Source organism: Pseudanabaena sp. PCC 9330 (genome assembly GCF_055795045.1).
In genome coordinates this window covers 38,586-62,632 of record NZ_JAYFES010000062.1, presented here as the reverse complement: position 1 = coordinate 62,632, position 24,047 = coordinate 38,586, and the positions used below count along the sequence as shown (strand labels likewise).

At 57.6% G+C, this 24,047-nt stretch carries 21 protein-coding genes; 11 read left to right on the top strand and 10 right to left on the bottom strand.

Going from position 1 to position 24,047, the window contains the following annotated elements; all coding sequences use genetic code 11:
- Positions 1 to 23: 23 nt before the first annotated feature.
- Positions 24 to 626 carry an alpha/beta hydrolase gene (locus AC0QKW_RS03535; RefSeq protein WP_473149669.1) on the bottom strand — a complete coding sequence of 201 codons (603 nt, stop codon included), beginning with the start codon at positions 624 to 626 and terminating at the stop codon, positions 24 to 26.
- A gap of 69 nt (positions 627 to 695) precedes the next feature.
- Here AC0QKW_RS03535 and AC0QKW_RS03530 point away from each other — a divergent pair, with 69 nt between their 5' ends.
- Positions 696 to 917, top strand: coding sequence for a hypothetical protein (locus AC0QKW_RS03530; RefSeq protein ID WP_473149668.1), 222 nt, complete (start codon positions 696 to 698; stop codon positions 915 to 917).
- A 20-nt stretch (positions 918 to 937) separates the two neighbouring features.
- Here the strand turns inward: AC0QKW_RS03530 and AC0QKW_RS03525 are convergent, their stop codons facing one another.
- Together AC0QKW_RS03525 and acsF are read right to left on the bottom strand one after the other, a co-directional pair.
- Entirely contained in the window at positions 938 to 1,645 is a 708-nt protein-coding gene (locus AC0QKW_RS03525; protein ID WP_473149667.1) for a hypothetical protein, read from the bottom strand.
- A gap of 435 nt (positions 1,646 to 2,080) precedes the next feature.
- Positions 2,081 to 3,157 (bottom strand): magnesium-protoporphyrin IX monomethyl ester (oxidative) cyclase, encoded by a 1,077-nt coding sequence (gene acsF, locus AC0QKW_RS03520; protein WP_473149666.1) that lies wholly within the window; start codon positions 3,155 to 3,157, stop codon positions 2,081 to 2,083.
- A 340-nt stretch (positions 3,158 to 3,497) separates the two neighbouring features.
- Between acsF and AC0QKW_RS03515 the strand changes: the two genes are divergently transcribed.
- Complete coding sequence (locus AC0QKW_RS03515; RefSeq protein ID WP_473149665.1) at positions 3,498 to 4,292, top strand: E3 ubiquitin ligase family protein; 795 nt, start codon at positions 3,498 to 3,500, stop codon at positions 4,290 to 4,292.
- Positions 4,293 to 4,475: 183 nt separating this feature from the next.
- Positions 4,476 to 5,111: a YHS domain-containing (seleno)protein gene (locus tag AC0QKW_RS03510; RefSeq protein ID WP_473149664.1), complete on the top strand. Its 636-nt coding sequence runs from the start codon at positions 4,476 to 4,478 to the stop codon at positions 5,109 to 5,111.
- A 1-nt stretch (position 5,112) separates the two neighbouring features.
- On the opposite strand, the gene hpxO is transcribed toward AC0QKW_RS03510, so the two are convergent.
- The 3 genes from hpxO to AC0QKW_RS03495 all read right to left on the bottom strand — a co-directional run bounded on the left by hpxO (position 5,113) and on the right by AC0QKW_RS03495 (position 8,033).
- A complete protein-coding gene (hpxO, locus tag AC0QKW_RS03505) occupies positions 5,113 to 6,276 on the bottom strand; it encodes an FAD-dependent urate hydroxylase HpxO (RefSeq protein ID WP_473149663.1) in 1,164 nt (387 codons plus the stop codon).
- 213 nt (positions 6,277 to 6,489) lie between these two features.
- Complete coding sequence (locus AC0QKW_RS03500; RefSeq protein ID WP_473149662.1) at positions 6,490 to 7,551, bottom strand: potassium channel family protein; 1,062 nt, start codon at positions 7,549 to 7,551, stop codon at positions 6,490 to 6,492.
- 275 nt (positions 7,552 to 7,826) lie between these two features.
- Positions 7,827 to 8,033, bottom strand: coding sequence for a hypothetical protein (locus tag AC0QKW_RS03495; RefSeq protein WP_473149661.1), 207 nt, complete (start codon positions 8,031 to 8,033; stop codon positions 7,827 to 7,829).
- Positions 8,034 to 8,422: 389 nt separating this feature from the next.
- Between AC0QKW_RS03495 and gloB the strand changes: the two genes are divergently transcribed.
- From gloB to AC0QKW_RS03465, 6 genes are all read left to right on the top strand, one after another.
- On the top strand, positions 8,423 to 9,196 hold the full coding sequence (gene gloB / locus AC0QKW_RS03490) for a hydroxyacylglutathione hydrolase (protein ID WP_473149660.1): 774 nt from the start codon (positions 8,423 to 8,425) through the stop codon (positions 9,194 to 9,196).
- A gap of 84 nt (positions 9,197 to 9,280) precedes the next feature.
- Positions 9,281 to 9,631 (top strand): NAD(P)H-quinone oxidoreductase subunit M, encoded by a 351-nt coding sequence (gene ndhM, locus AC0QKW_RS03485; RefSeq protein WP_473149659.1) that lies wholly within the window; start codon positions 9,281 to 9,283, stop codon positions 9,629 to 9,631.
- 207 nt (positions 9,632 to 9,838) lie between these two features.
- A complete protein-coding gene (locus AC0QKW_RS03480) occupies positions 9,839 to 12,115 on the top strand; it encodes a PP2C family protein-serine/threonine phosphatase (protein ID WP_473149658.1) in 2,277 nt (758 codons plus the stop codon).
- Between the two features lie 42 nt (positions 12,116 to 12,157).
- The gene (locus AC0QKW_RS03475) at positions 12,158 to 13,801 is read left to right on the top strand and encodes a CHAT domain-containing protein (protein ID WP_473149657.1); all 1,644 of its coding nucleotides are present in this window, start codon (positions 12,158 to 12,160) and stop codon (positions 13,799 to 13,801) included.
- Positions 13,802 to 14,005: 204 nt separating this feature from the next.
- Entirely contained in the window at positions 14,006 to 14,590 is a 585-nt protein-coding gene (locus AC0QKW_RS03470) for a hypothetical protein (RefSeq protein ID WP_473149656.1), read from the top strand.
- Between the two features lie 111 nt (positions 14,591 to 14,701).
- Positions 14,702 to 15,895: a tetratricopeptide repeat protein gene (locus tag AC0QKW_RS03465; RefSeq protein WP_473149655.1), complete on the top strand. Its 1,194-nt coding sequence runs from the start codon at positions 14,702 to 14,704 to the stop codon at positions 15,893 to 15,895.
- Here AC0QKW_RS03465 and AC0QKW_RS03460 read toward each other — a convergent pair.
- Complete coding sequence (locus AC0QKW_RS03460) at positions 15,867 to 16,391, bottom strand: phosphoribosyltransferase (protein ID WP_473149654.1); 525 nt, start codon at positions 16,389 to 16,391, stop codon at positions 15,867 to 15,869. The two genes, AC0QKW_RS03465 and AC0QKW_RS03460, sit on opposite strands and share 29 nt — an antisense overlap.
- Before the next feature lie 250 nt (positions 16,392 to 16,641).
- On the opposite strand from AC0QKW_RS03460, the gene AC0QKW_RS03455 reads away from it, so the two are divergent.
- Both AC0QKW_RS03455 and AC0QKW_RS03450 read left to right on the top strand, forming a co-directional pair.
- Complete coding sequence (locus AC0QKW_RS03455; protein ID WP_473149653.1) at positions 16,642 to 18,066, top strand: MFS transporter; 1,425 nt, start codon at positions 16,642 to 16,644, stop codon at positions 18,064 to 18,066.
- A 134-nt stretch (positions 18,067 to 18,200) separates the two neighbouring features.
- Complete coding sequence (locus AC0QKW_RS03450; protein WP_473149652.1) at positions 18,201 to 18,662, top strand: DUF29 domain-containing protein; 462 nt, start codon at positions 18,201 to 18,203, stop codon at positions 18,660 to 18,662.
- Between the two features lie 35 nt (positions 18,663 to 18,697).
- Here AC0QKW_RS03450 and AC0QKW_RS03445 read toward each other — a convergent pair whose 3' ends face one another.
- Genes AC0QKW_RS03445 through AC0QKW_RS03435 form a run of 3 tightly spaced genes read right to left on the bottom strand, consistent with a single transcriptional unit; the run spans position 18,698 to position 23,274 of the window.
- Entirely contained in the window at positions 18,698 to 19,828 is a 1,131-nt protein-coding gene (locus tag AC0QKW_RS03445) for a CO2 hydration protein (protein WP_473149651.1), read from the bottom strand.
- Positions 19,825 to 21,429, bottom strand: a complete 1,605-nt coding sequence (locus tag AC0QKW_RS03440; RefSeq protein ID WP_473149650.1) for an NADH-quinone oxidoreductase subunit M — start codon at positions 21,427 to 21,429, stop codon at positions 19,825 to 19,827. The genes AC0QKW_RS03445 and AC0QKW_RS03440 overlap by 4 nt, the downstream gene beginning before the upstream one ends.
- Before the next feature lie 9 nt (positions 21,430 to 21,438).
- Positions 21,439 to 23,274, bottom strand: coding sequence for an NAD(P)H-quinone oxidoreductase subunit F (locus tag AC0QKW_RS03435; protein ID WP_473149649.1), 1,836 nt, complete (start codon positions 23,272 to 23,274; stop codon positions 21,439 to 21,441).
- Positions 23,275 to 24,047 lie beyond the last annotated feature (773 nt).

The window sequence follows — 24,047 nt, the reverse complement described above, 5'->3', positions numbered from 1 at the left end:
GTAAGAACGCTATTTCTCTATTCTCACTTGCCCAGCAGAATGGAGGCTAGGTCACCAAGGCGATCGAAGTCGATTTGGGAGGCAATTTGCATCACCCTTCGTCCATCGACCTGTAGCGTAGTTGCCTCGATGGTTCGCAGCACGTCGATCAGGGTGAGTTGACCACTGGCGGCGGCGTTGAAGACCGCGTCTTGCAGCAGTTGCCAAGCTGGGTTGGCATTATCGGTAAATGTCACGGTGGTAGCGATGAGTCGCCAGACAAATTGCCCAGCAAAGGTATTAGAGGCCTCGCGCAAGCTGTCTACATCGACAAGTACATTCTGAGTGAGGGCCTGGCGTGCCTGGGCCTCGTCAATGCGCAGCACGTTGAGCAGCAGTTGCAGGTCGCGACTGGGAATACCTGTATTGGCGAACGACTCTAAATCGCGCACTGAAATCGGCGGCGCTTCTAAAGATCCGTAGGTAATGTGGATGTCTTCTACGGCTGGGGCTGGGGGAGCAGCTGCGGCCAGCCCTGCCAGGGATGTAGCGACTAGGGCCAGGTTAGTGATGCTGTATCCCAAGCTTTGCCCGATTGCGCCGAGCGATGAGAATTTCTGATCAGCAGTCTGCAAGAATTGGCGCATAGTGCTTACCTCACTCCTCTAGACAAGAGAACTAAAGACGACTGAACCACTCAGAAAGTTTCTTGAGCTATGTCCATGTTTCCCCCCGCCATTGGTTTAATCCCTGCGGCTGGGTGGGGTACGCGCATTTTGCTGTTGCCCATGAGCAAGGAACTGTTTCCCATGGGTTTTCCTATGCTAGCGGGTAGGGCAGGTCTGCGCTCCAAGGTGGTGTGCCACTATCTGCTGGAGCAAAGACAGCGGGCAGAGGTAGAGCAGGTGTTTTTGATCTTGCGGCCCAGCAAGGGGTAAATACTAAATGTGCTGACGGCCTATAGCAATAGCTCCAGCGACAGCCCAAAACGACTGTCTTGGCCAAAGCGAGAGTTTTGTAGCTGAAAGTCGCTACCTAGCCTAAGCTGACGGGTCACCGCGTAGCCGATCGCCAGACTGGTAATGCCCACTTCGTCTTCGCTACCGGGGGCCACCCACCGCTGGCTCAGGGCCAGGTCGGCGCCGCCGCCCCGTGACGGCACCAGCATCAGGCGTAGGCCGATATCCAGCCCGTCGGTTTGGTAGGCCGGGGTATGTAGGGAGCGGTAGCCCACGGTGGGCGCAATATTGACATAGCCGCCTAGGGGTAGCAGGTAGTAGCGGGCTTCGCCGCCGTAGGATGCGCGATCGCCGTTCCAGCTGCGGCTATAGTCGGCGCTGGCGCTGAGACCAGTGCCAGGCACCAAAAAAACATCCTCGATCGCTGCCCCAAAGCCGCCCGCCCCAGCCGTGGAAGGAAACTGGGCATAGCCCACACGCAGTCGGGGGCGAAAGCTGGGCTGGTGACGAATTTCGTCGGCTATATCAGGGATGCGATCTAGCCATCGCTGGAGGGTGGGGCTGCCTTCGATAACGGCGGGGTCGAGGTCGAGGTCGGGGTCGGGAGTAACAGCTAGGGTGTCTGGCTGGGGTGAGGTTGGGGTGGGGGCGATCGCCGGAGGTAGCTGAGGTGATGGCTGGGAATGCTCTGGAGCTAAGGTGGGCACTGCCCACCCGACAGTGTCTAGTTGAGTATCGGTTGGGCCGTCTATTGGGTCACCTGTCTGGCCATTTTCCTGGTAATTTTTTTGGGGCAAGGCAGTTGCCAGGGGGGCTTTGGCAGTTGCCACGGTGCAAACTTTAGCCGCCAATGGGCAGAGCGCTAGGCTATCAGAGGCTAGCGCCGGAACCCTCTCAAGGGCCATGGCACTCTGTCCTAGCCCTAGTCCGACTAGACCAACCAAAATTCGCAGCAGTGGGGTGGTCGATGGCACCACTCGGCGGCTCCTAGCCTAAGCAACAATCCTATGCATCTTACCGCCTTAGTCCAGCGGAGCTATCTTCCGTGGTCGCCAAAAAAATGCTGTTAAAAAAGCGGCTCTACTCAGAGAGTAAAGCCGCTGGGGGAAACGAGGATAGCGTTTCAAAACACTGGGAAGCTGCTAACGCACTTGACCGCGTGTCACCATGCTGTCTATGGGCTTGAGGAAGTAGAGCTGTACCAGCTGCCAGCCGATGGTGGCAATGTGGGGTAGTTGTTGCAGCTTCTTCAGGGGCTTAGGCTGATTTGACTCAGCGATCTTGCTTAGCTTGGTGTTAGCGGCAGCAGCCACATCCAAGCGCTTAAAGAAGCTGGGGTGCTCGACATTCAGCGTGATCGGAAACACGCGCCCGGCGGTCTGGTTGGTTTTCTCAATCACCTCAATGTCGTACTCACGAACATTTAAGCCGAGGGACTCGTAAAAGCCTCTGGCCCGGAGATCGTTGAGGTACATGGTGGCAAACACCGACAGCAAAAAGAAGCGGCACCACAGTCTGGCTTTCCAGTCGTTGAGAATTTCGGGCTGAGACTTCATTAGGGCCGAGAAAAAGTCGCCGTGGCGGTTTTCGTCTTGGCACCAGTTTTCAAAGAAGCGGAAGATCGGGTAGATCTCGTTCTCAGGGTGAGACTCAAGATGGCGGAAGATGGTGATATAGCGCCAATAGCCGATCTTCTCAGAGAGATACGTGGCGTAGAGGATGAACTTGGGCTTAAAGAAGGTGTAGTCTTTGGTCTTGGTCAAAAAGCCCAGGTCGAGCTGCATATTGAAGTCAGCCATGGCTTTGTTGAGAAAGCCTGCGTGGCGCGCTTCGTCACGCGATATCAGGTCAAAGCACTCAGATAGCAGAGGGTTCTTGTGCTTGAGGCGACGGCTCAGTTCTTTGTAGAGCAAAAAGCCAGAGAACTCGGAGGTGCAGGAGCGCTCTAGAAATTCTACGAACACCTGCCGGGTTTCGCCGGTGACGCAGTCCCAAGACTGGTCAAAGACCTCGCTGCGGACGAAGTGATGACGGTTGTAGTCAGCCCGCAACTCGTCGAGGATAGCAAGCATCTCGTCTTCGTTGATCGAGATGTCCATGGCGGCCATCTCGTCAAAGTCGGTGGTGTAAAACCGAGGGGTGAGAATGGTATCTTTGGCGGGAGCCTTTACCCCTGGGCGAAGCTCTTGCAATTCAGGCTTTTTAAGGGAATCTACCATGAGTCCTTAGATGGCGCGGTGAACGTGGGTCGGGGATCGCCCGGTAAGCGATGGGCAGGGGAAACACTCTATTAGCTTAGGATCAGATCACCCCTGAGGGCAATTGAGGAGTTGAATCGTTCCTGCAAACTGCTAAATGTCAGTGTATCAGGGCTTTTAAGCCAGTCGGCGGCGCTTTAAGTTTTGCAACAAAACCTGTCGCTAGGTAACAGCCGTCGCTGTTGCCTAGGTTTCAAGCAGTCTGAGGGCTTCGTTCCCATTCGTTAAGTAGCGCGGTGTTTGGCTCTGGCCCTGGGCATCCTGAGGGCTGGGCTGAGATGGCAAGCAGTGGAGGAATGCTATGGCGATCGCGGGTTTTATTTTACTAGCTGTGGGGGCCGCGCTCTGGTGGGTGCAGCATCGCCAGCAGAGCCGCTGTACCCAGCTCAAACTTGCCCGCCCGTCCCAGGCCGCAGACCTAGAGGCCACCGCCACTGCGATCGCAAAAGAGATTGGCGGCGGCGATTGGCGTGACTATGTCTGGCTATGGGGCACCGTCAAAGCCGCCGTTCCCCTGACTTCGGAGCTTAAGCAAGTGCCCTGCGTGGCCTACACCAGCACCGTAGTGCGCGAGTACGAAGAAACCGTGCGCGATCGCGACAGCAAGGGCAATGTCACCACCCGCACCCAGCGCGGCTCAGAGACCATCAGCGAACATTCTCAGCGGATCCCCTTTGACCTGGTCGATACATCGGGCCAGGTGCGGGTCGAGCCGGTCGGGGCCAAGATCGAGCCCGTAGAGGTGCTCAATGAGTTTCGCCCCGGTACCCCGGCGGGGGGCATGCTCTCCTTTGGGCCATTTTCCCTGGCGTTGGGCAGTGACAGTTCAGGTGAATCCCGCCGTACCCTGGGCTATCGCTACAAGGAGACCGTTCTAGCGATGGATCGCCCCCTGTTGGTGGTGGGCACAGCGAGCGATCGCACCGGCACCGTCGCGATCGAAAAACCTACCCAGGCCGACCAGCCCTACATCATCACTACAAAATCCCACGAGGCTATTACCAAAGACGTGACTCAAAGCGCTCAAATCGCCCTGTGGTCAATGGTTGGGTGCTTCGTCCTAGGAGTGCTCCTGCTAGTGGTTGCGATCATCTAGATGCTCATCCTGGCCACAAAAGCACCAAACGTTGTCCTTCCCTCAAGACCAAAGCCCATTCCATTCACCCTCCACTTCCCTCAGCGCCCTCTCACACTGCTCTCAGACAGCCGTGACAGGCTAACGGTTGGCATCACCTTTCCCACGTTGCCACTGCTGTCCTTTCTGAAGTAGAGATGGATCATGAGAACTCAATACTTAGGTGCGATCGCGATCGCCTCCCTGCTGACTCTAGGTGCTGTAGCCTGTGGCAGCACCATTACTGCGGTCAATCCTGGTAGCGCCACTCAAGAAGCGGTAGATCCCTGCGCTGCTGCGAATCCTTGTGCCGCTGCGAACCCCTGCGCCGCTGCGAATCCCTGCGCTGCCGCGAACCCCTGTGCCGCTGCCAATGCTAGCGCCAGCGGTGCCAAGGCCGCAGTCTATAGCTACGACGGGTTAGCCATTCGCGGGGCTGACCCAGTCGCCTACTTCACCGCAGGCAAGGCCGTCAAAGGCGTAGCCGACTACGAAACTAGCTGGAATGGGGCGACCTGGCGCTTCAGCAGTGCTGAAAACCTGGCGGCCTTTCAGGCTAATCCCGAAGCCTATGCGCCGCAATACGGTGGCTACTGCGCCTGGGCCGTCAAGAGCGGCTATTTGGCCTCTGTAGATCCAGAGTCTTGGAAGATTGTCGACGGCAAGCTTTACCTCAACTACAGTGCCGATGTACAGAAAAAATGGCAGGGTGATGTCGCAGGCAACATCGCCAAGGGTGACCAAAACTGGCCCGCCGCTTTGGCCAGCGGCAAATTTAGCGAGAGTGGCAAGAGCTGGTAACTTACCCCATTGGCCCGGCCAAAATCACCTTAGCTAGGGCATTGATCACTGCCTCGGGGGGCTCTTGCTTGAGGTCGGTGTACCACTGTTGGGTGGCCTCAGGCACGTAGCCGTAGATGGTGCTGGTGCGCTTGCGAGCCTTCATCACAATATCGGCAGTACGGTCTTTACGAGCAGCTTCATAACGCTTGAGGGCGTCGGACACGCCGATATTGGTCGTCACGAGGTAACGGGTGATCACCTCGGCGTCTTCGATCGCCTGACAGCCCCCTTGGCCAAGGGTAGGGGTGGTGGCGTGGGCCGAGTCACCCAGCAGGGCAATGCGCCCCTTCACCAGATTGTCTAAGGGGTCGATGTCGCCAATTTCGAGGCGGTTGGTTTGCTCTGGATCGATCGCCTCGATCAGATTTTTCACCGGAGTCGGCCAGCCGCTAAAAATCTGGGCCAGCTCGTCTTGACGATAGGTGGGGTCAACCTGGGTGCCCTCTGCCATGGGTGCGCCAAAGAAAAAGTAGAAGCGATCGCCTCCCACGGGCATCATTGAGGCCCGTTTGCTGTCGCCGACGTAGAGCACCCAGAGGTCTTTTTTGCAGAGCTCTGGGTCGGCCTTGACTAGGCCATTCCAGTTGACATACTGGGCGTAGCGGCGATCGACGCAGTGCCCGACCACGTAGGCTCGTACCGCCGAATGAATGCCGTCAGCTCCGATCACTAAGTCGCCGCTGATGCGCTCCCCGTTTTCAAAAATGGCGGTGGCGGTGTGCTCGTCTTGCTCGACATCGACACAGGGCATACCCAGGTGTACGTGCTCTGGGCCAATGGCCTCTAGCAGCAGATTTTGGAGGTCAGTGCGGGCGACGGGGTAGGGTCGCTGGCCCACGCGCTCAAACAGCGGGTGTAAATCGATGTAGCTCAGGGGTTCGTCGGTGTGGCTGCGATACTCCATGGCGTTCATCTCGCCGCCTATCGCCGCCAGTTGCTCGCCCAGTCCCAGTTTGTTGAGCACCTTGACCCCGTTCGACCACAGGGAGATACCCGCTCCGGCGGGACGCAGCTCCTGGGCGCGATCGTAGATTTCGACCTGGTAGCCGGCCTGGCGCATGGCAATACCCGTAGTCAGACCGCCAATGCCGGCCCCGACAATCACCACCTTGAGGTTGTACATTTGCCTCTCCTAACTGCTGCTGCGGGCGGCATGGGTACTGGGCTGCACCCCACCGCCAGATCGCTATCTTGTTGTGCGCCTCTTGACCCTCTTCACTATAGAGAATGAAAAAGAGAATATAAAGAATACTGTATACAGAAAACATGACCTGCGCTGCTGGATAGCTGCCTATCTCCCGGTGGCCCCGGTGATCTCTAACCCAATCCTCAGGGATTAGCGCTGAATGGGGCTAATAATCTGGCTCAACAGCCGCAGCTGGTCGGTATTGCCCATGGTGATCACCATGTCGCCAGGATAGAGGTGGGTATCGGCGGTGGGGCCGACGATCAAACTGCCTTCGGCCCGGCGAATCGCCAAAATTAGCGCTCCAGATTGGCGACCTAGCTGTGCCTCGGCCAGGGTTTTGCCGATCACAGGGCAGGCCTCTGGAGCCAGTACAAATTCTTCGACGTAGACCGTGCGCTCGGCCCCGGTGAGAATGCCGTCGAGAAAGTTGACCACCTGAGGTCGCAGAGCGGCGGCGGCCATGCGCTTGCCGCCGGTGATATAGGGCGATACCACCACGTCAGCGCCGCCCCGCTGGAGCTTGATCATGGCTTCTTCGCTGCTGGCACGGGCAATGGTGCGAATCTCAGGGGCCAGGGTTTTTGCCGAGAGCACCGTGTAGAGGTTCTCTGCGTCAGAAGATAGGGCAGCCACTAGACATCGCGCCCGCTGTATCCCCGCTTGGTGCAACACTTGATCTTGGGTGGCGTCGCCCTGCAGGGTGATGTAGCCCAGCTGCTGCGCCTCTTGCACAGAGGTTTCGTCAGAGTCGACCACCACAAAAGAAATTGCCTCTTGAGAAAACTCCGTCGCCACCTGGCGACCGGTGCGGCCAAACCCGCAAATAATATAGTGGTTGGTCAACGATTCCATAAATCTACGCCGCTTGAGCAACCGAAACCCAGTCTGGAAATAGCCCTGAACGATGGCCTCGGTAAAGTTGTTGAGAATGTAGGCAATCACCCCCACCCCCGTCATGATCAGCCCAATGGTGAACAGTCGCCCTCTGGGACTGAGGGGGTTAATTTCGCCAAACCCCACGGTAGAGAGGGTGATCACCGCCATGTAGGTGGCATCGAGCCAGCTCCATCCTTCCATAAAGCGGTACCAGAACATCCCCGCAAGCACCACCAGGCCCAAGGCAATGACGCCACGAATCAGGTGTCGTCGGGTGCGTCGGTAGTTTTCTTCGGCAATGGTTTCGCCATGGCGGGGGCGTCTTTGGCGCAAGGTGCTAACCCCTGGAAATTGGCATTCAGAAATTTACCCGTCTAGAACCCAGGCCGCTGCCGCCTCGGCACAGGTTGTCATACCAAACCCTGCTCGCCTGCCTTCTATTTAGCAGGGCGAACAGCGGTCAGGCCTCTGGCCAGGCTACGCCAACGCCCTACAGGTTTGCTGGTTGGGAATTGGGGTGTGGAATTTGGATGCGGTATCAAAGCAAATTGTAAAAGCAAAAAGCGCCCTGGGGTTGACCAGAGCGCAGATCTCTCAGCCTGGAGACTTTAGTCGGCCAGGCGTACTCGACCGGTGCGAAGGCCGTCGAACACTTGGTTGATGTGCTGGCGATCGCGGGCAGTCAGCGTAGCATCGCTCAGCATAGCGGTGGCCAGGGTCAGGTGGTCTCGCCGTCTTAATACTCCCTCCTGCATGGCACAACTGATCAGAGACTGAATATCTGAGGCCTGATTTTGGGGTAGAGATGACACCATATAATTGCGATTCCTGAGTAGGCGTGACGATGGGTATAAGCTTGCTAATTAAGGGTCTATAAAGGTGCTGTAGATTGTGCTGTGGCGATTGTCTAACGCACGGCAAGACCAGGGCGCTACGCTGGCGCGGTGATGCATCCTACAAATAATTTGGGTGCATCACTAGGGCGAATAAGTTAGGACTTCCTGCTGAGACCCACAGACAGGGTAAAAACCGTAGAGAAAGTTGTAGCTTTGACTACAGTTTTCTCTATCTCTAGCTTGCCCGGTGTCTAAGGGTTACGGTTGAATACCTGATAAAGTTTCAGCAAAGTTCCATTAAATATTGATTAAGGGTATCCCCTCTAGGGAGAAGTTACGGAAAAAATGGCGTAGACCAAGGAATTGAGATGGAGATCTATCGGTTAGAGGCCTTTCGCGACAACTATATTTTTGTACTTCACGATCCTAGTCAGGGGCAGGTAGCAGTGGTTGACCCTGGCGATGCGGTTCCGGTGTTACAGCAGATCGATCGACTAGGGGCGACTCTAACCGCCATTTTTAACACTCACCACCACAGTGACCATGTGGGGGGTAATCAACAGCTACTGGAGCGGTTCCCCCAGGCCCAGGTCTACGGTGGGGCAGCAGATCGGGGTCGTATACCTGGGCAGACGCAGTTTTTGACCGAGGGCGATCGCATTGTATTTGGGCAGCGCGAAGCTGAGGTCATTGATGTGCCCGGCCACACCCGCGCCCACATCGCCTATTACTTTCCTGCGGTTGAGTCGGGTGGCTGGGGCAATCTCTTTTGTGGCGATACGCTGTTTGCCGGGGGCTGTGGTCGGTTGTTTGAGGGCACCCCCCGGCAAATGGTGGAGTCGTTAGGCAAGCTGCGGCGGCTGCCAGCTACCACCTGGGTGTGGTGCGCCCATGAGTACACCCTCAACAACCTCAGGTTTGCTGTCACCGTCGATCGCACCAATGCCCCCCTACAAGAGCGTCTGGAGGCGGTGCAGGCAGCGCGATCGCAAGATTTGCCCACGGTGCCCACCGAACTGGGGCTAGAGCTACAAACCAACCCCTTTTTGCGCTGGGATGATGCCGATCTGCAACGGGCCATGGCCAGCTCCTCAGCGGTGCAGACCTTTGCCCGGTTGAGGGGCAAAAAAGACCTGTTTTAGATGGGGCATTGCTATACAATCACATCAGCGATCTCCTGCGGGGAGCCCTGGCAGGAACACTATTTTGAGGGATAAGACCTGGCTATGATGCTCAAATCCACCACCCGCCACGTTCATATCTATACTGCGATCGTCGCCAACAACGAGCTAGTGCCCAGTGACAACAAGCTCACCTTAGACATCGACCCCGACAACGAGTTTAACTGGCCCGACGAGGCGGTCAAATCTGTCTACGCAGAGTTTGACCGTCTGGTAGATGCCGCCGCTGGCGAAGACCTCACCGACTACAACCTGCGGCGTATTGGCTCTGATCTAGAGCACTTTATTCGGCAACTTTTGCAGCAGGGGGCCATTAGCTACAATCTCAAGAGTCGTGCCCTCAACTACAGTATGGGCCTGCCTCGGATCGAGGCCGATCGATCAGCGGCCGGTTAGGGTTGGTGGTCTCTGGGCAAATCTGCCTCCTGGGAAATCTGCACTGCGGGCAAGACTGAAGAGGCGATCGGCGCTGTCAACACACCACCCCTTTGGGTTAGGTTCGGAAGACATCTCCCAGGGTCAGATACCATTGAGAGTATTCATCACCTGTCCCTCCGCACCCCTAGGATCGTGATCCAGTGCTTTAACCCTTCCTGCCGCTCAATGGCGACCCTTCCCGCTGCCAACTGTAAAGTCTGCGGGACTCCTCTGCTGTACCGGTTTTTGCTGGCGGTCATCGATTCCTCCCTTGCAGTTCAGCCGGGCACGCTGGTTGCAGGTAGGTTTTTGGTGCAGAGCCGTCGCCTCTGGCTCGATACCCGTCCTGAGCTGGCACCTCCTACCCCGGAGCAGGTGCCAGCTCAGGTAATGCCTTACCTGAAGCTGTTTCATCTAGCCCAGCATGTGCCTCGTCCCTACGCCTACTTGACCCCCGAGCAGTCAGGGCTAGAGTCACCGCTGCTGCTGCTGGATATGGCTCCTATCGCCGTTCAGCACGATCGCCCAGGCGATCGCCATGATCAGCCAGCTCAGGTTAAAGCCCTGCTGCTGCCCTCGCTGTCCGAAGCTTGGGCTAGAGGTTCAGGGCTGAAGCAGTTGAACTGGCTACGCCAGATTGCTGTGCTCTGGCCAGAGCTGGCGGCCCAGCGGGTCACCAGCACATTGCTCAAGCAAGCAGAATTGCGGGTTGACGGAGCCCTGCTGCGGCTAACTCAGCTCATCGGCGATGGGCCAGTGCCGACCTTGGCAGACCTGGGTCACCAATGGGAGGGGCTGCTGGCGACCGCCCAGCCGACCGTGGTGCCCTACCTCCGCTGGTTAATCAACGAACTGACAGTGGGAAACCTGACCTCGGCAACGGCGCTGGTGGCGGAAATCGAGGGGGCGATTCAATCGCTGGCCCAGGGGTTGCGGGTGACTGTAGACTGGTCTGCCAATACCGACCAGGGCCCCAGCCGCGATCGCAACGAAGATGCCTGTTATCCGATCCAGGAGACCCGCCAGCGACACCTGAGCGGCTCCAGCGGTGCCGATAGTCCTCCCCTGTTGCTCGTGTGTGACGGCATTGGTGGCCATGAGCAGGGCAATGTAGCGTCTCAGACCGCTATCAAGCTGCTCCAGCAAGAGCTTGAGCCTTTGGGCCAGATTCCAGGTCTCTCCCCAGAGGCGATCGCTCAGCGGCTCAAGCAGGCGCTGATTTTGGCCAACGACGCCATCTCCACCCGCAATAACGACGAAAACCGATCGGCCCGAGCCCGCATGGGTACCACTGTGGTACTGGCCCTGGTGCACTTTCCCTACGTCTCTATCGCTCACGTTGGCGACAGCCGTGCCTACCGCATTAGCCCCCGAACCTGCTACCAAATTACCGTTGACGACGATGTCGCCTCGCGGGAAGCGCAGCAGGGCTATGCGCTTTACTCCGAAGCCGTCCAGTTGCCCAGCGGTGGTGCCTTGATTCAAGCCCTGGGCATTAGCGACTCGGGCTACCTTTACCCAGCGGTACAGCATCTGTTGATCGACGATGCTGCCGTGCTGGTGCTGTGCTCTGACGGCCTGAGCGACTACGACCGGGTTGATGCCCTGGGCCCTCAGCAGGTTGCCCCTCTGGTGACAGCCAATGCTCCCCTGGGCCCTGCGGTAGCCGATCTGATTGCCCAGGCTAACCGGCTGAACGGTCATGACAACGTCACCGTTGGGCTCATGCGGTTTAGACCCCAGCCTGCCAGCCTGCCCACCCTGCCAAACCATAGCCTTAAGACGACAGCAGACCCCGCCGCAACCGCTGACGACATCCCCTCTGCCGATCAGTCGGCGCGCACCCATATAGCTGCCCCCACTGATCTGGCTGGGCCTCCACCTCGGCTCAGACTTGCCTGGCTGCCGTTCTTGGGAGGCATAGCTGCCGTTCTGGCGATCTTGGGGGCAGGTGCGCTGGCCCTAGGTCGTCGCCAGCCGTTGCCCGTTGCCCTTCAGCCCCTAGGGCTCCAATGGCCCGGTCTGTCGGGTCAGCCGCTACCCAGTGCGGCTCTGGCGGCTACGGTGGACGTGCCAGTGGGGTCTTTTTGGCAGGTAGCTGAGGCTAGCGAACAGCCGCTTCAGCTGCTGGGTCAGCCTGAGCTACCCCTAGGGGCAGCGGCAAGGCCGCCGGTTGCCACTGGCAGCATTCTTAGAGTTGTTAGCCGTCAAACGGCGGTAGATAATACGGCTTGGGTGCGGCTGCAGGTCTGCTCAATTCCTTCTGGTATATCCCTCGATCAACGTCCTCAGGAAACAGACTCTGGCTCTGAGCCCACGGTGCTAGAGCCCACCGGCCCCGATCTCAACCAGCAACTCTCGGCTCCGGGAGATGAAGGCTGGGTGCAGACGCGCCAGCTTTATCGATCTACTGCTTTCTTGGAGCTAGTTACTCCGGCCCAAGCCGATCGCTGTATTCCCTAGTCCTTCTGTCCGGATGCCCGGCCCTGTGCCTGACACTTGCCTATGCTGTCGTCCGATGCCCTTACTCTCAGTATTGCCATTGATTGCCTTACCCAGGCTGACTCCAACCACTACGCTATTTGGGTGTTAGAGAGTCCATTTCCGGGTGGCTATGCCCACCACGATCGCATCTGGGATGGACAGATGGCGCAGCTCTGGGATAACTGGCAGCAATTTTTCTCGCTCCGGGGGCTGCCGCCGGTGCCCCACGTGCCCTCCGCCTATGTGCCCCAGTTTCATCTCGATGACCTGCTCGATCGGGTTGCTCCGGGGGCAGAGGCGGGCGGCTACACTGGGCGACTGATGCAGGGGCTGGGGGTAAGCCTGTGGGCATGGCTATTCGATGGCCCGATTCGCCAGACCCTAGAGCGCAGTCTAGGCATCGCTATTGGCCAAAATCGACCGCTGAAGCTGCGGTTGGATGTACGCCCTCCAGAGTTAATTAGCCTGCCCTGGGAGATCATGCAGCCCGAGCCGGGTTGCCCAGCCCTTTCTCTGGGGCCACAGATTTTGTTTAGTCGCACCACTAGCACTGTGGAGCCTCTGCCCGAGGTAGAGCTCGATACCTCCCTGCGGATTTTGCTGGTGCTGGGCCAAGATGACCCAGGCGCTGCTGGTACCGGTAACGCAGACAATTTGCTCCAGCTTCCCCAGGAGGCCGAAGCGCTGAAGCAACTGCTTGAACTCAGCGCCTCGCGCCTGGGCTACCAGGGCACCAGCCCGGTGGTCTGCCAGGTGCAAACCCTGGTAGAGCCTGACGCTAGAACCCTGCTCCAGGCGCTAGAGACCGGCTACTTTAACGTATTTTTCTACGCTGGCCACGGGGTACCCGCCCCCGATGGGGGGCTGCTGTTTCTCCAGCAGCAGGTCAGCCTCAGCGGCACCGAGCTGGCCCAGGGGCTGGCCCGCAATGGTATTCGTCTGGCGGTGTTTAACACCTGCTGGGGTGCCCAGCCTGACCTCCAGCAGCAGCAGGTGATTCCCCGCAGCAGTCTGGCGGAGGTGCTGCTGCACCACGGGGTGCCGGCGGTGCTGGCCATGCGCGACTCGATCGCCGACGAGGAGGCGCTAAGCTTTATTCAGGTGCTGGCGCGGGGGCTGGCCGAACGCCAGGCGGTGGCCCAGGCGGTGGCCCAGGCGCGCCAACACCTGCTCACCGCCTACCGGTTTAATCACCCCGCCTGGAGCCTGCCGGTGCTCTACCAGCATCCCAACTTTGAGGGCCATCTGCTGCGTGAGGCGGCCCAGGCGGTGACCCAGATGCCGGGGGAAGCGACCCCGTCGACCCAGCTGGCAGTGCTGCGCTGTCAGCAAACCCCAGCCCGCCTGTGGCGGCTCTTTGACGGCTACCTGAGGGTGGGGCGCTTGCCCGACAATGATTTGGTGATCTTAGAACCCTGGGTGTCGGGGCAGCATGCCGAAATTTTTTGTCGTAATCAGTTCGCCAATGGGGTGCAGGAGACCCGCTACTATCTGCGCGATCGCTCCCGCTATGGCTCTTACTATTGCGATGGAGGTACTTGGCACCATGTGCACCGGGCCGAGGTACCGCTGCCCCTGGGCACCACCCTGCAGTTTGGCAGTCGGGAAGGGGAGCTGATGGAATTTACCCTCGAGGGTAACCCCAAGTCGTCGTCGCCGTGCTAGCCAATCGGCAAAATTGTTCACTCTGTACGGAATCGCCCAGGGGCGCGGTGTATTCACTCTTGTCAGGTAAGGCTAGGGCGATCGCCCCCCCGGCGGCAGTAAGGCCTAGTCGAGTAGCCTTTCCCTGACAACCATCCTGTGCATCTATTCGTTAACGCTATGAATCCATCATCCTCTACTCCTAATCCTGCCTCCGAGGCTGCCATGACCGTTGAACACGACCTGCTCGCCAGTATTTTTTCCTCTGAAGCGGTGTATCCGTGGCAGCCCTTAGAGGCTGAGGCCGAGGGCTATCTGACCCATTTAGAAGCAGAGTTTGACGCCCTAGTGGAGGATGAGTTAAACGCTGCGATCGCGGCGGGTTGGCAGACTCTCTCAGCTCAAATTGCAGAGTTGGCTCCTTCGGCCAACGGAGGCGATCTAGCCCAGTCTGCCGAGGCTATTCTTGAGCAAATTCGCCAGTTTCAAGATCGGTTGCCCCTCGGGCTGCTGCAAAGCCTGGCTACGGCGGCTACCACCCTGGCCCGCAGCGGGCAGCCGCTGATCGATCGGCTAGTGACCTGCGTCCATGACCTGCTGCCCGACTGGGATGCAGCAGACCTGGCTGTGCTGGCTCGGCCCCTGGCCTACTCTTTGCGGGATGGCCGGGGCGAAATTGTAGAGTTGAATCTGCGTGCGATTCCCACCACCGCCTGGGACAACCTCTCAGACGTAGATCAGGCTCGATTGACCCTGGCCATTGCTTCAGTAGCGCTCAAGGCTGCCGAGGCTAGCAATAGTGAGGCCTAGGGCTAGGTTTAAACCAGACTTGATCCCATTACGAACTTGTAACCCTAGGATGAAAGGCTCAGCTTTCCAGGGAATGATGGAGAAAAGTCGCCTCTCCCCGATCTGCCCCCTATGGTCACCCCTCTCATCCCCTGGTTACGCCGTCAGCAGGCCCGTTACCTCTACCGTCGGGCGCTGATTGAGATCAGGAAAGGGAATCTTCAGGCGGCGCTACAAGTCTTGCCCCAGACGCTCGATCACCATCCCCGCCCGGCTGATATCCAGGTTGAGCTGGGCAAAGCCCAATGGCAGTCGGGCTGCCATGAGGTGGCCCTGGCCCACTTCACGGCAGCGATCGCCCTCGACCCCTCCTGCGCTAAGGCCTACGGCAACCGAGGCCTACTCTACTGCCAGCGGGGACAGGAGAACCTAGCCCTAGCCGACTGGGCGATCGCCCTCCGCCATCAGCCCCACCATGCCCTCATTCACTACAACCGAGGGCTGCTATACCTGCGACAGCAGCGCTATGATGCTGCCCTGGTTGACTTTAGCCAGGCCATTGCCGCTAACCCAAACCTGGCCGAGGCCTACCTCCACCGGGGCCACACCTACGAGCAGATGGGCCAGCCCACTGCTGCCGCCCGCGACTGGGCGCTGGCCCTGTGCAACGATCTCAACCTGGGCCAGGCGCGGGTCAAACTGTACGACTTGCAGCAGACTGAGCGCGATCGCCTACTCTCCGATCGCCTCCAGGCGGCTCTCCAGCTCGATCAGGTCGCCGTGGCGGCTCACATTGAGGAGGGCACGGTCTCCATTCAGCTTCAACGTCCGGTGGGGGTCGGTATCAACTATTTCACTCTGCCCGATCAGATTCGCACTCTGCTGATCACTTGGCAGCTAGACCATATTCATAGCTTTGACCTCACCGCCCAAGCCCAAACTATGGTGGAGTGGCAGGGGCACTATAAGGTGTTTCAGGGACAACCCTGCCCTCCGGCTCGGTGGCATCGGGTGTTGCTGACTGCCTTTGTGATTTTTCCGCCGCTGGGCATTCCGGCTCTGGCCTGCGCCATGAACCTGCGTCAGGCCTATCAGCGAGGTGACTATCTCACTGCTCTGAGAGCATCTAAGACCATTCACGGACTCTGTCGTGCTGGCGGCGTGATCTCACTGACCTTGGCCCTGACAGTGCTTGGCTGCTGGGGGTACCAACGCATCTCTGGCCCCTCAGAGGCATCTGCCGCCCAGCCCCAAATTGAGCTTAAACCGAGAGAATCGTCACCTCAAAAGGCGTTACCTAGACCGACGGCTCCGGCTGATAACTAGCCACCAGTTCGGCTGGGGTCATGGTTTCGTAGTGCTCGAAAGGCTGATGAATCCAGGGGTTGTCGGGCAGATAGACCACATGGTAGTCGGGCTTGACGATAGATTCGGCCTTATACCACAGCACCGCTGTACGTACGTCTTCGATGTAGAAGCCATACTTGTGGTGCAGCCAGGCCAAGGATTTTTTCAGACTGTAGCCGGAGTCGACCAAGTCATCGACCACCAGCACCTGGCTACCCAGGCTGGGAGTGGTCATGCTGAGGTCGCGGGAGAAGGTGATCGACCCTCGGGTGCGGCCATCGGTGCCGCCGTAGGAGGCGGTAGACAAGATGGCCAAAGGCACATCGAACAGGCGACAGAGGGTGTCGCCAATGCGCAGGCCACCCTTGGCTAGGCAGACAATTTGGTTAAACTCCCAGCCCGACTCGTAGATCTGCACTGCTAGCTTTTCGATATCGCGGTGGTAATCGTCCCAACTTACGTAAAAATCAGCCATGCTCCCCCTCCAGTGAAATCGATTCAGACCCTAGAATGCGCCCCGAGATACGCCCCGAAATGCGATCGCATCCCCCCTGCCCTGCCTGGTCCCGCAGCTCAAACTCAAGCCCAGCGGTGGAGTTTTGCCCACCGTCGCGCTACAGTGCCTAAGCTGGACTTGGTGTAGGGCAATCTGCGATGGGGAAATAATACACTGAGGACGCCGTTTGAATTGTTGTTCGGCTGTTATCCCATAGGCAAGGTAACCCATGGCTACTAATGTTCCTTCCCCCCCCGCTGCCCCCCCGAAGTTTTCCCTAGCGGGCAAGCTAGCCTTTGGGGCCGGAGACATTGGGCCGGGGATGACCGCCAACCTGCTGGCATTTTCGTTTTTGATCTTTTTAACGACGGCGGCGGGGCTGAGCCCGGTGGCGGCGGGCTCAGTACTGGCGATCGGGCGCATTTGGGATGCGGTCAACGACCCGTTTATCGGCTATTTGAGCGATAAGACCCGTACCCGCTGGGGCCGCCGCTACCCCTGGATTGTGCTGGGGGCAATTCCGTTTGGGGTGACGTTTTTTCTCACTTGGGTGGTGCCGGGGTGGGAGAGTGACACCGCCCGGTTTTGGTACTACGTGGTGATGTCGCTGTTGTTTCAGGTGTTTTACACAGTGGTAAACCTGCCCTACACCACCCTCACCGCTGAACTCACTAAAGACTACGACGAGCGCACCGAGCTGACAGCCTTTCGGCTAGGGTCGTCTCTATTTGGGGCGATCGCTGCCCTGGGCCTCGGCCTCGTGATCACCCAAGCGATTGCCGACCAGCGTCAGCAGTACTTAGTACTGGGAGGCATCTGCTCAGTGCTGTCGGTGCTGCCACTGCTGTGGTGTGTGTGGGGCACCTACCCTTACGCCGTGCAGCGCAACGCCCTGCAACCAGCTCCCACTGAGGAACCAGCGCTGCCTTTTATTGAACAAATTAAGGTGGTGTTTGCCAACCGGGCCTTTATGTTTGTGGTGGGCATCTACCTGTTTGCCTGGCTGGCCCTGCAAATGACCGCCAGCATCATCCCTTTTTACGCCACCTTTTGGATGGGGCTTGACTCGTACTTTTTAGCGGCTCTACTGGTGCAGGGCACCGCTATTTTGATGATGGTGGTGGTCAACTACCTCAGCCGTCGCCTGGGTAAGCAGGAGGTGTTTTACATCGGCATCGGTATCTGGATTATTGCCCAGATTGCGCTGTTTTTTGTGCAGCCGGGGCAGGTGGTAGCCCTCTACCTGCTGTGTATTTTCATTAGCTTTGGAGTGGCCACTGCCTACGTGGTGCCCTGGGCTATGCTGCCCGACGTGATTGAGCTAGACGAGATCAAAACCGGCCAGCGACGGGAGGGCATTTTCTACGCTTTTATGACGCTATTGCAAAAGGTGGGGCTAGCCCTGGGGCTGTTTTTAGTCAGTTTGGCACTGCAATTTTCGGGGTTTATCAGCGAGGCCACGGTACAGCCCGATTCGGCCCTGCTGGCAATTCGCATTTTTATTGGCCCAGTGCCGATGGTGCTGCTGGTAATGTCGATGTTATTGACTCGTTTCTACCCCATCACCCGCCAAATTCACCAAGAAATGTTGCTGCAGCTGGCCGAACGCGATCGCAACCAGGCACAGCACAATACAGATAACTCAAGTGTTTGAACCCCCTAATCTAATGCTACTGGGTTGGTGACTCAACCCGTAGGTTGTGGCCGTCGCTATAATAGGCGAACCTCCTTCCTGATGGAGTTAGGTCTAGCCACCTCACCACCTGTAGTCACCAGAGGGCTTAAATTATGACCTCCAGGATAAACGTAAAGTCATTGTTGTTATACGACGCTGACTACCAGCTTTGGTTAGATCAGACGGTGATGCAGCTGCGATCGCACAATTTTTCGAGCCTTGACCTAGAAAACCTAATTGAGGAAATAGAAAGCTTGGGGAGAATTGAAAAACATGCTGTCTCCAGCTATCTTAGGAGACTCTGTGAACACCTTCTCAAAGTTAAGTATTGGGAAACTGAACGAGAAAACTGCCTGAGAGGCTGGAAGTTAGAATTGAGAAACTTTCGTCTAGAGATTCAAGCCTATTTGGAAGCCAGCCCAAGCTTGAAGTCCTTTTTAGAAAGCAACTTTGCCAAACAATACAAAAACGGCAGAAAGCTATTTTTAGAGGCTAGTGAGTTGAATGCAAAGCTGGTTCCTCAAGAGCCAGACTTCACCTTAGAACAAGCCCTAGACGAAAACTGGTTGCCTTGATCATTCTTGATCATTACAGAATAAAATGACATTTTTTACAGCTGCACAACGTCTAGTCGCGAAGTTGCGAGACGATCCATCCACCCGGCGAGGAAGGCGTGGTTGGCGGCTTGCTCGGTTGGGTCTTGGGTATCGGCGGGGTGAGGCAGCAGCCCTTGCAGCGAAGCGCTGGTGACGCAGAACATTGACTTTTGAAAGCTCTGGCAAATCTTGACTCGCACATCGTCCAGCCCCCGCCCGCTAGATTGGTAGAACGCTGCCAGGTAGTTGGGCAGGTAGTGGCGCATGTCCTGCATCAACAGGGTGGGGGGAATGCCTGCTCCACCGATGGGCAGTGGGTCGGCGTAGAGCGCGCCGTAGTCAAAGCGACCCTGCTCCGGAGAGATTTGGCCCGCCTGGGCGTTGTACGATACCGTACCCAAAAAAGGCGTGCCGCGAAAGAACACAGCCTCTACATAGGGCACTGCCACATCCATCAAAAAAGTCAGCCCCGCCGATTGGGGCATGAGGTCGTAGGTTTTGCCGTCGATCGCGACGCTGTAGGTGATGGGGTTAGCTGCTGCCGCAACTAGTCCTGCCTTGACAAAGGCCACCACCTCGGGAATAGTCTGCACCTGGCCCGCGTCGTAGGCATCAGACAGGTCGATAAATAGGTCACTCATCACCCGCCAAAATTGGCCCAGGGCACTGTAGTAGGCGAGTTGGCGCACCTGCTCGGGTAAAAAATCGGGAAAGATGCCGTGGAGGCTGCGGATCAGAGGGTTGGTTTTAATTTTGGCGGCAACGGCGGTTTGGCAGAGCCCCAAAAACTCCTCGCTGTCGAGATACTCATCCATTTTGCCGCCGCCGTGCCAGAGCATGGTTTTCATGCAGTATTCGGCGTACTCAAAATTGATGCGATCGTGCCACCAGTGGCGCAGCAGCTGGGGCAGGGTGACCTTGCCGTTGAAATATTTAAAGAAGGGAAACAGCACCAGAAACTGGTGATCAGCAATGTAGATCAAGTTGTCGGAGTAGGCGTCGAGTACTACCCCGTAGCTTTTGAGAATGCCCACCACCTCTAACACGTTAGTCTCGGAGTCGGGCAGCAGCGCCTCGGCGTTGAGCAACCGATCGATAAAGGGCTCTAGGGGATGAGGTGTTGGCACAGTCAGGGTTTTGGTCATGGCAGTGAGACCTCAAAGCTAGGGGCAAAGGTGGGCGCAGTCAGCAGGGTATCGGCTACGGTGCTGGGCAATGCCGCTGAATTTGTTGGGGTAAAGCGTGACTCACCTACCACAAACTCCTGATAGGGCTCGTGGAGTACCAGGGTAGTGTGTTTACTCCAGCGGGCCAGCCAGTTGGGCTGAAGCCCAAAGGCAATGATCAGCACCGCCAGGCCCAGGGCTGGGGCGCGATCGCGCCAGGGAACTGAGGGCAGCACAATATCGAGCTGAGGCGCGTTGGTGGGAGCGGCGATCGCCAGTCGGCCAAAGAAAGCCCGGTTCACCAGTAGCAAAAAGTACACTGCCGTCAGCCCTGAGCCCACCATACACAACAGGGTCTGTACCGGAAAGATTAAAAAGCTGCCTCGAAATACCAGGAACTCAGAGATAAAGCCCACCATGCCAGGAATGCCAGCACTGGCCATCACCCCCAGAATCATCATCGAGCCCACGAAGGGTAACCCCCGCTCCGGGTTGAGCAGGCCACGCAGTACGTTCAGATCGCGGGTGCCTGTGGTCTTGTACACTACCCCCACCAGCAAAAACAGCAGCGCCGAAATCAGCCCGTGGCTGATCATTTGAAACACAGTGGCTACAATGCTCACCGGGGTAGAGGCCGCCGCCGCCAGCAGCACGTAGCCCATGTGGCCAATGGAGCTGTAGGCCACCATTTTTTTCATGTCAGTCTGGGCGATCGCCGCCAGCGATCCATAGAGCACGCTGATCACCGCCCAGGTGGCCATCCAGGGGGCGAGGGCCATCCAGGCTTCGGGCAGCAGACCCAGGCCAAAGCGCACCACCCCGTAGGTGCCCAGTTTGAGCAGCACCCCCGCCAGCAGCACCGACACCGGAGTACTGGCTTCTACGTGGGCATCAGGGAGCCAGGTGTGAAAGGGAAACAACGGAATTTTGATACCAAAGCCGATCAGCAGCGCCACCAGCAGGCCGACCTGCTGGCTGAGGCTGAGGGCAGTGGCCAGGTCGCTGTTGTAGTCAAAGCTGGCGTTGCCCGATAGCCACACCAGACCCAAAAATGCCCCCAAAATCAAAATCCCCGACAGGGCGGTATAAATCAGAAACTTAGTGGCTGCATAGCCGCGCCGCGCGCCGCCCCAGATGGCGATCAGCAGATACAGCGGGATCAGCTCTAGCTCGTAGAAGATAAAAAACAACAGTAGGTTAGCCGCCAGAAAAGCTCCGGCTACGGCGCTGTTGATCACCAACAGCAGCACGTAGTAAAGCCTCACTCGATGGAGCTTGGGGTCAGTAATGTAGATCGCCACAATACTCAGCAGGCTGTTAATTACCAGCAATGGCAGCGACAGCCCATCTAGGCCCAATCGGTAGCTCAGCCCTAGGGGCTCGACCCAGGGTAGCAGCTCCTCAAACTGAAACCCTGGCGTCGTCAGCTCAAACTGACTGCCCAGCACTGCCAGCACTGCGAGGGTGGCCACCAGGCTGGCAATGGCGACAACCTTGGCCGTCTGCGACTCTAGCTTGCCGGGCCAAATAATCAGCGCCAGCGCCCCCACCAGCGGAATTAAAATCAGTGCAGTCAGCATCGTTAGCGGTTACCAAAGTGTCCAGGTCATGAAAATTCCCAACAGCCCCACCCCGGCAAAAATGGTTAGCAGATAGAGCTGCGACTGGCCCGAGGCGCTGTACTTGAGGCCTTCGCCGCCAAACAGTGAAGCCAGCCCTACCCCATTCACGAGGCCATCGACCACGTAGCGGTCAAACCAACTGCTGAAGTTGGCTAGGCTAGACACCGCCGCCACTACGGTTTTGTCGTAAAGACGCTCGGTATAAAAGTCGTAGGCCAGCAAGTCTTGAGCAATACGCACAGGGCGGTTGAGCGATCGCGCCAGCGACCTCGACAACGGTGCCGTTGCCCCGACAATCACCCCGGCCCAGCCTGTAGCTAACATCAGCAGGGCTACCGGCCAGTCAATATATTCCAGCGGGGGCAGCAGAGCCAGCTTGCCCATGATGACGGGCACCAACAGCGTCACCACCGAGAGGGTGACCATGGGCACGGCCATCGGCCAGGGCACCTCCGGTGCGCGGCGGGTTTTTGGCTGAGCATCGCCCAGGAAAACCAGCCTAAACACCCGTGTCAGGTTCAGCGCTGTCAGCCCATTTACCAAAAAGAACACCGCTGCCAGTAGAGGGTAGTCGCCGTGCAAAAAGTCGGCCCCCATGCGCAGACCCCAGAAGCAGCCCAGGGGCACAACCCCCACCATACCCAGGGCACCAGAGATGTAGGCCAGGGTAGTGGCGGGCATTTTTCGCCCCAGCCCGCCCAGTTCCGTAAGACTTTGGCAGTTAGTGGTGGTGATAATCGCGCCTACCGCCATAAAGATCAGCGCCTTAGCTATGGCGTGGGTGAGCAGCAGAGCGATCGCCGCCCCCGGCCACTCAGTACCCACCGCAATAAAGACTAGCCCCAGATAAGCACTGGTGGAATAGGAAAAGGTGCGCTTGAGATCAACCTGGGCCAGAGCCACCAGGGATGCTCCCACTGCGGTCACTGTACCGACTGCCACCAGTGTGCCCAGGGCCACTGGCGACAATACTACGATCGGCTGGAGTCGAATCAGAACATAGGCACCACAAGTGACCACCACAGAATTGCGCAAAATTGATGCGGGGTTTGGCCCTTCCATGGCCTCGTCAAGCCAGAGATGCAGGGGAAACTGGGCACATTTGCCAATCGGCCCGGCGATGAGGGCCAATCCTAGCAAGGTAGCCAGGGCAGGGGACAGGGTTTCAACCTTCACCCACTCGTACAGATCGTTAAAGTCGAGACTGCCAGTCAGTGAGGCCAGGGCCACCACCCCCATCAGCAGCAGCACGTCACCAATGCGTTTGGTCAAAAAGGCATCACGGGCAGCGGTGACTACCAGGGGCTGGGCAAACCAAAACCCCACCAGCAGATAGGTAGACAGCGTCAGCATCTCCAGCAACGAGTAGGAGACAAACAGCGAACCGCTCAGCACCAGACCGCTCATAGCTGCCTCAAAAAAGCCCATGAGCCCGTAGAATCTGGCCAGTGCCCAGTCTTTCTCCAGGTAACCCAGGGCAAACACCTGAGCCAGCAGGCTCAGGCCCGTAATCAACTCCAGCGCCCCCAGGTTGAGTAAAGAAATATCGAAGGCCAGGGTCAGGTGCAAATCGGCAAAGTCAAACCAGGGGTAGAGCAACATCCGCGGCCCCTCAGTCCAAATGCCTCGAAAGGCCATCAGACCGTGACCAAAGGCCACCAGAGTCATCAAGATATTTAGATAGACCGCAGGGCGAGGGCCAGTACGACGAATCAGCCCCATTGCCCAAGGCAGCGCCAGCATTGCCCCGATCAGGCCATAAACCGGGAGTAGCCAACTAGTTTCGACAAAAAATTGGGTCATCCTGACGCTCTCGACAACACCTTACCTCTCGTGCTTGGGGCTCATTTGTGTGCCTAGAGGCTTTTCCCTGGAGCAAGCCTAGGCCGCAAAAATCCCAAATTTTGAACCTGACCCCAGAGCCGACTGCTCCTCAGTCTTTTGAACGGTGACCCAGCCCGCCTATTACCAGCGCACACGACCACTCAAGGACATGGGTGACATCGAGTAGAGGCCTATTGGCTTGACTCAAGAGCCAGCTTTCAGGCGCCAAAGTGAGTGGCCTAGTACCCCACCGCCTTTACTGCCCCATGGGGCAAGAGACATTACCCAGCCCAGGGCGCAAACAAAAGACCTCAGCCCTTGCAAGCTCTACCCATCAAGCGCTGAGGCCTTGATTTCCAGAGCTTTTTTGCTATTCTACCTGATTCTCTGGAGCGCTTCGGAGGTCAGACCAACGAGTTGAGTGTTCTATTTCAGCAACAACTTCCTCAAAGACATTGGCCGACATGTGGCGGAGGAACCAAACTCTGAGATGACCCCACCCATCGCCAGAAAGCGCAACCTTCGAATAGCTAGTTACCATGAAATGAGCAGGCACCCCATAACCTGTACATTGATTACGAATAAAAAAGCTTTGTAATATAAGATTTAATAATACTCAACATTAGCAACAATCATTGAGGCTTATATTGCAAAAGGGACTACGGACACCTATGCTTAATCTGTCATCAAGAGTTTTTAGGCAACCTTGAAGCTTCGCTTTTTCAGGGCTGATCCCCGCCTTTGGTTTTCGG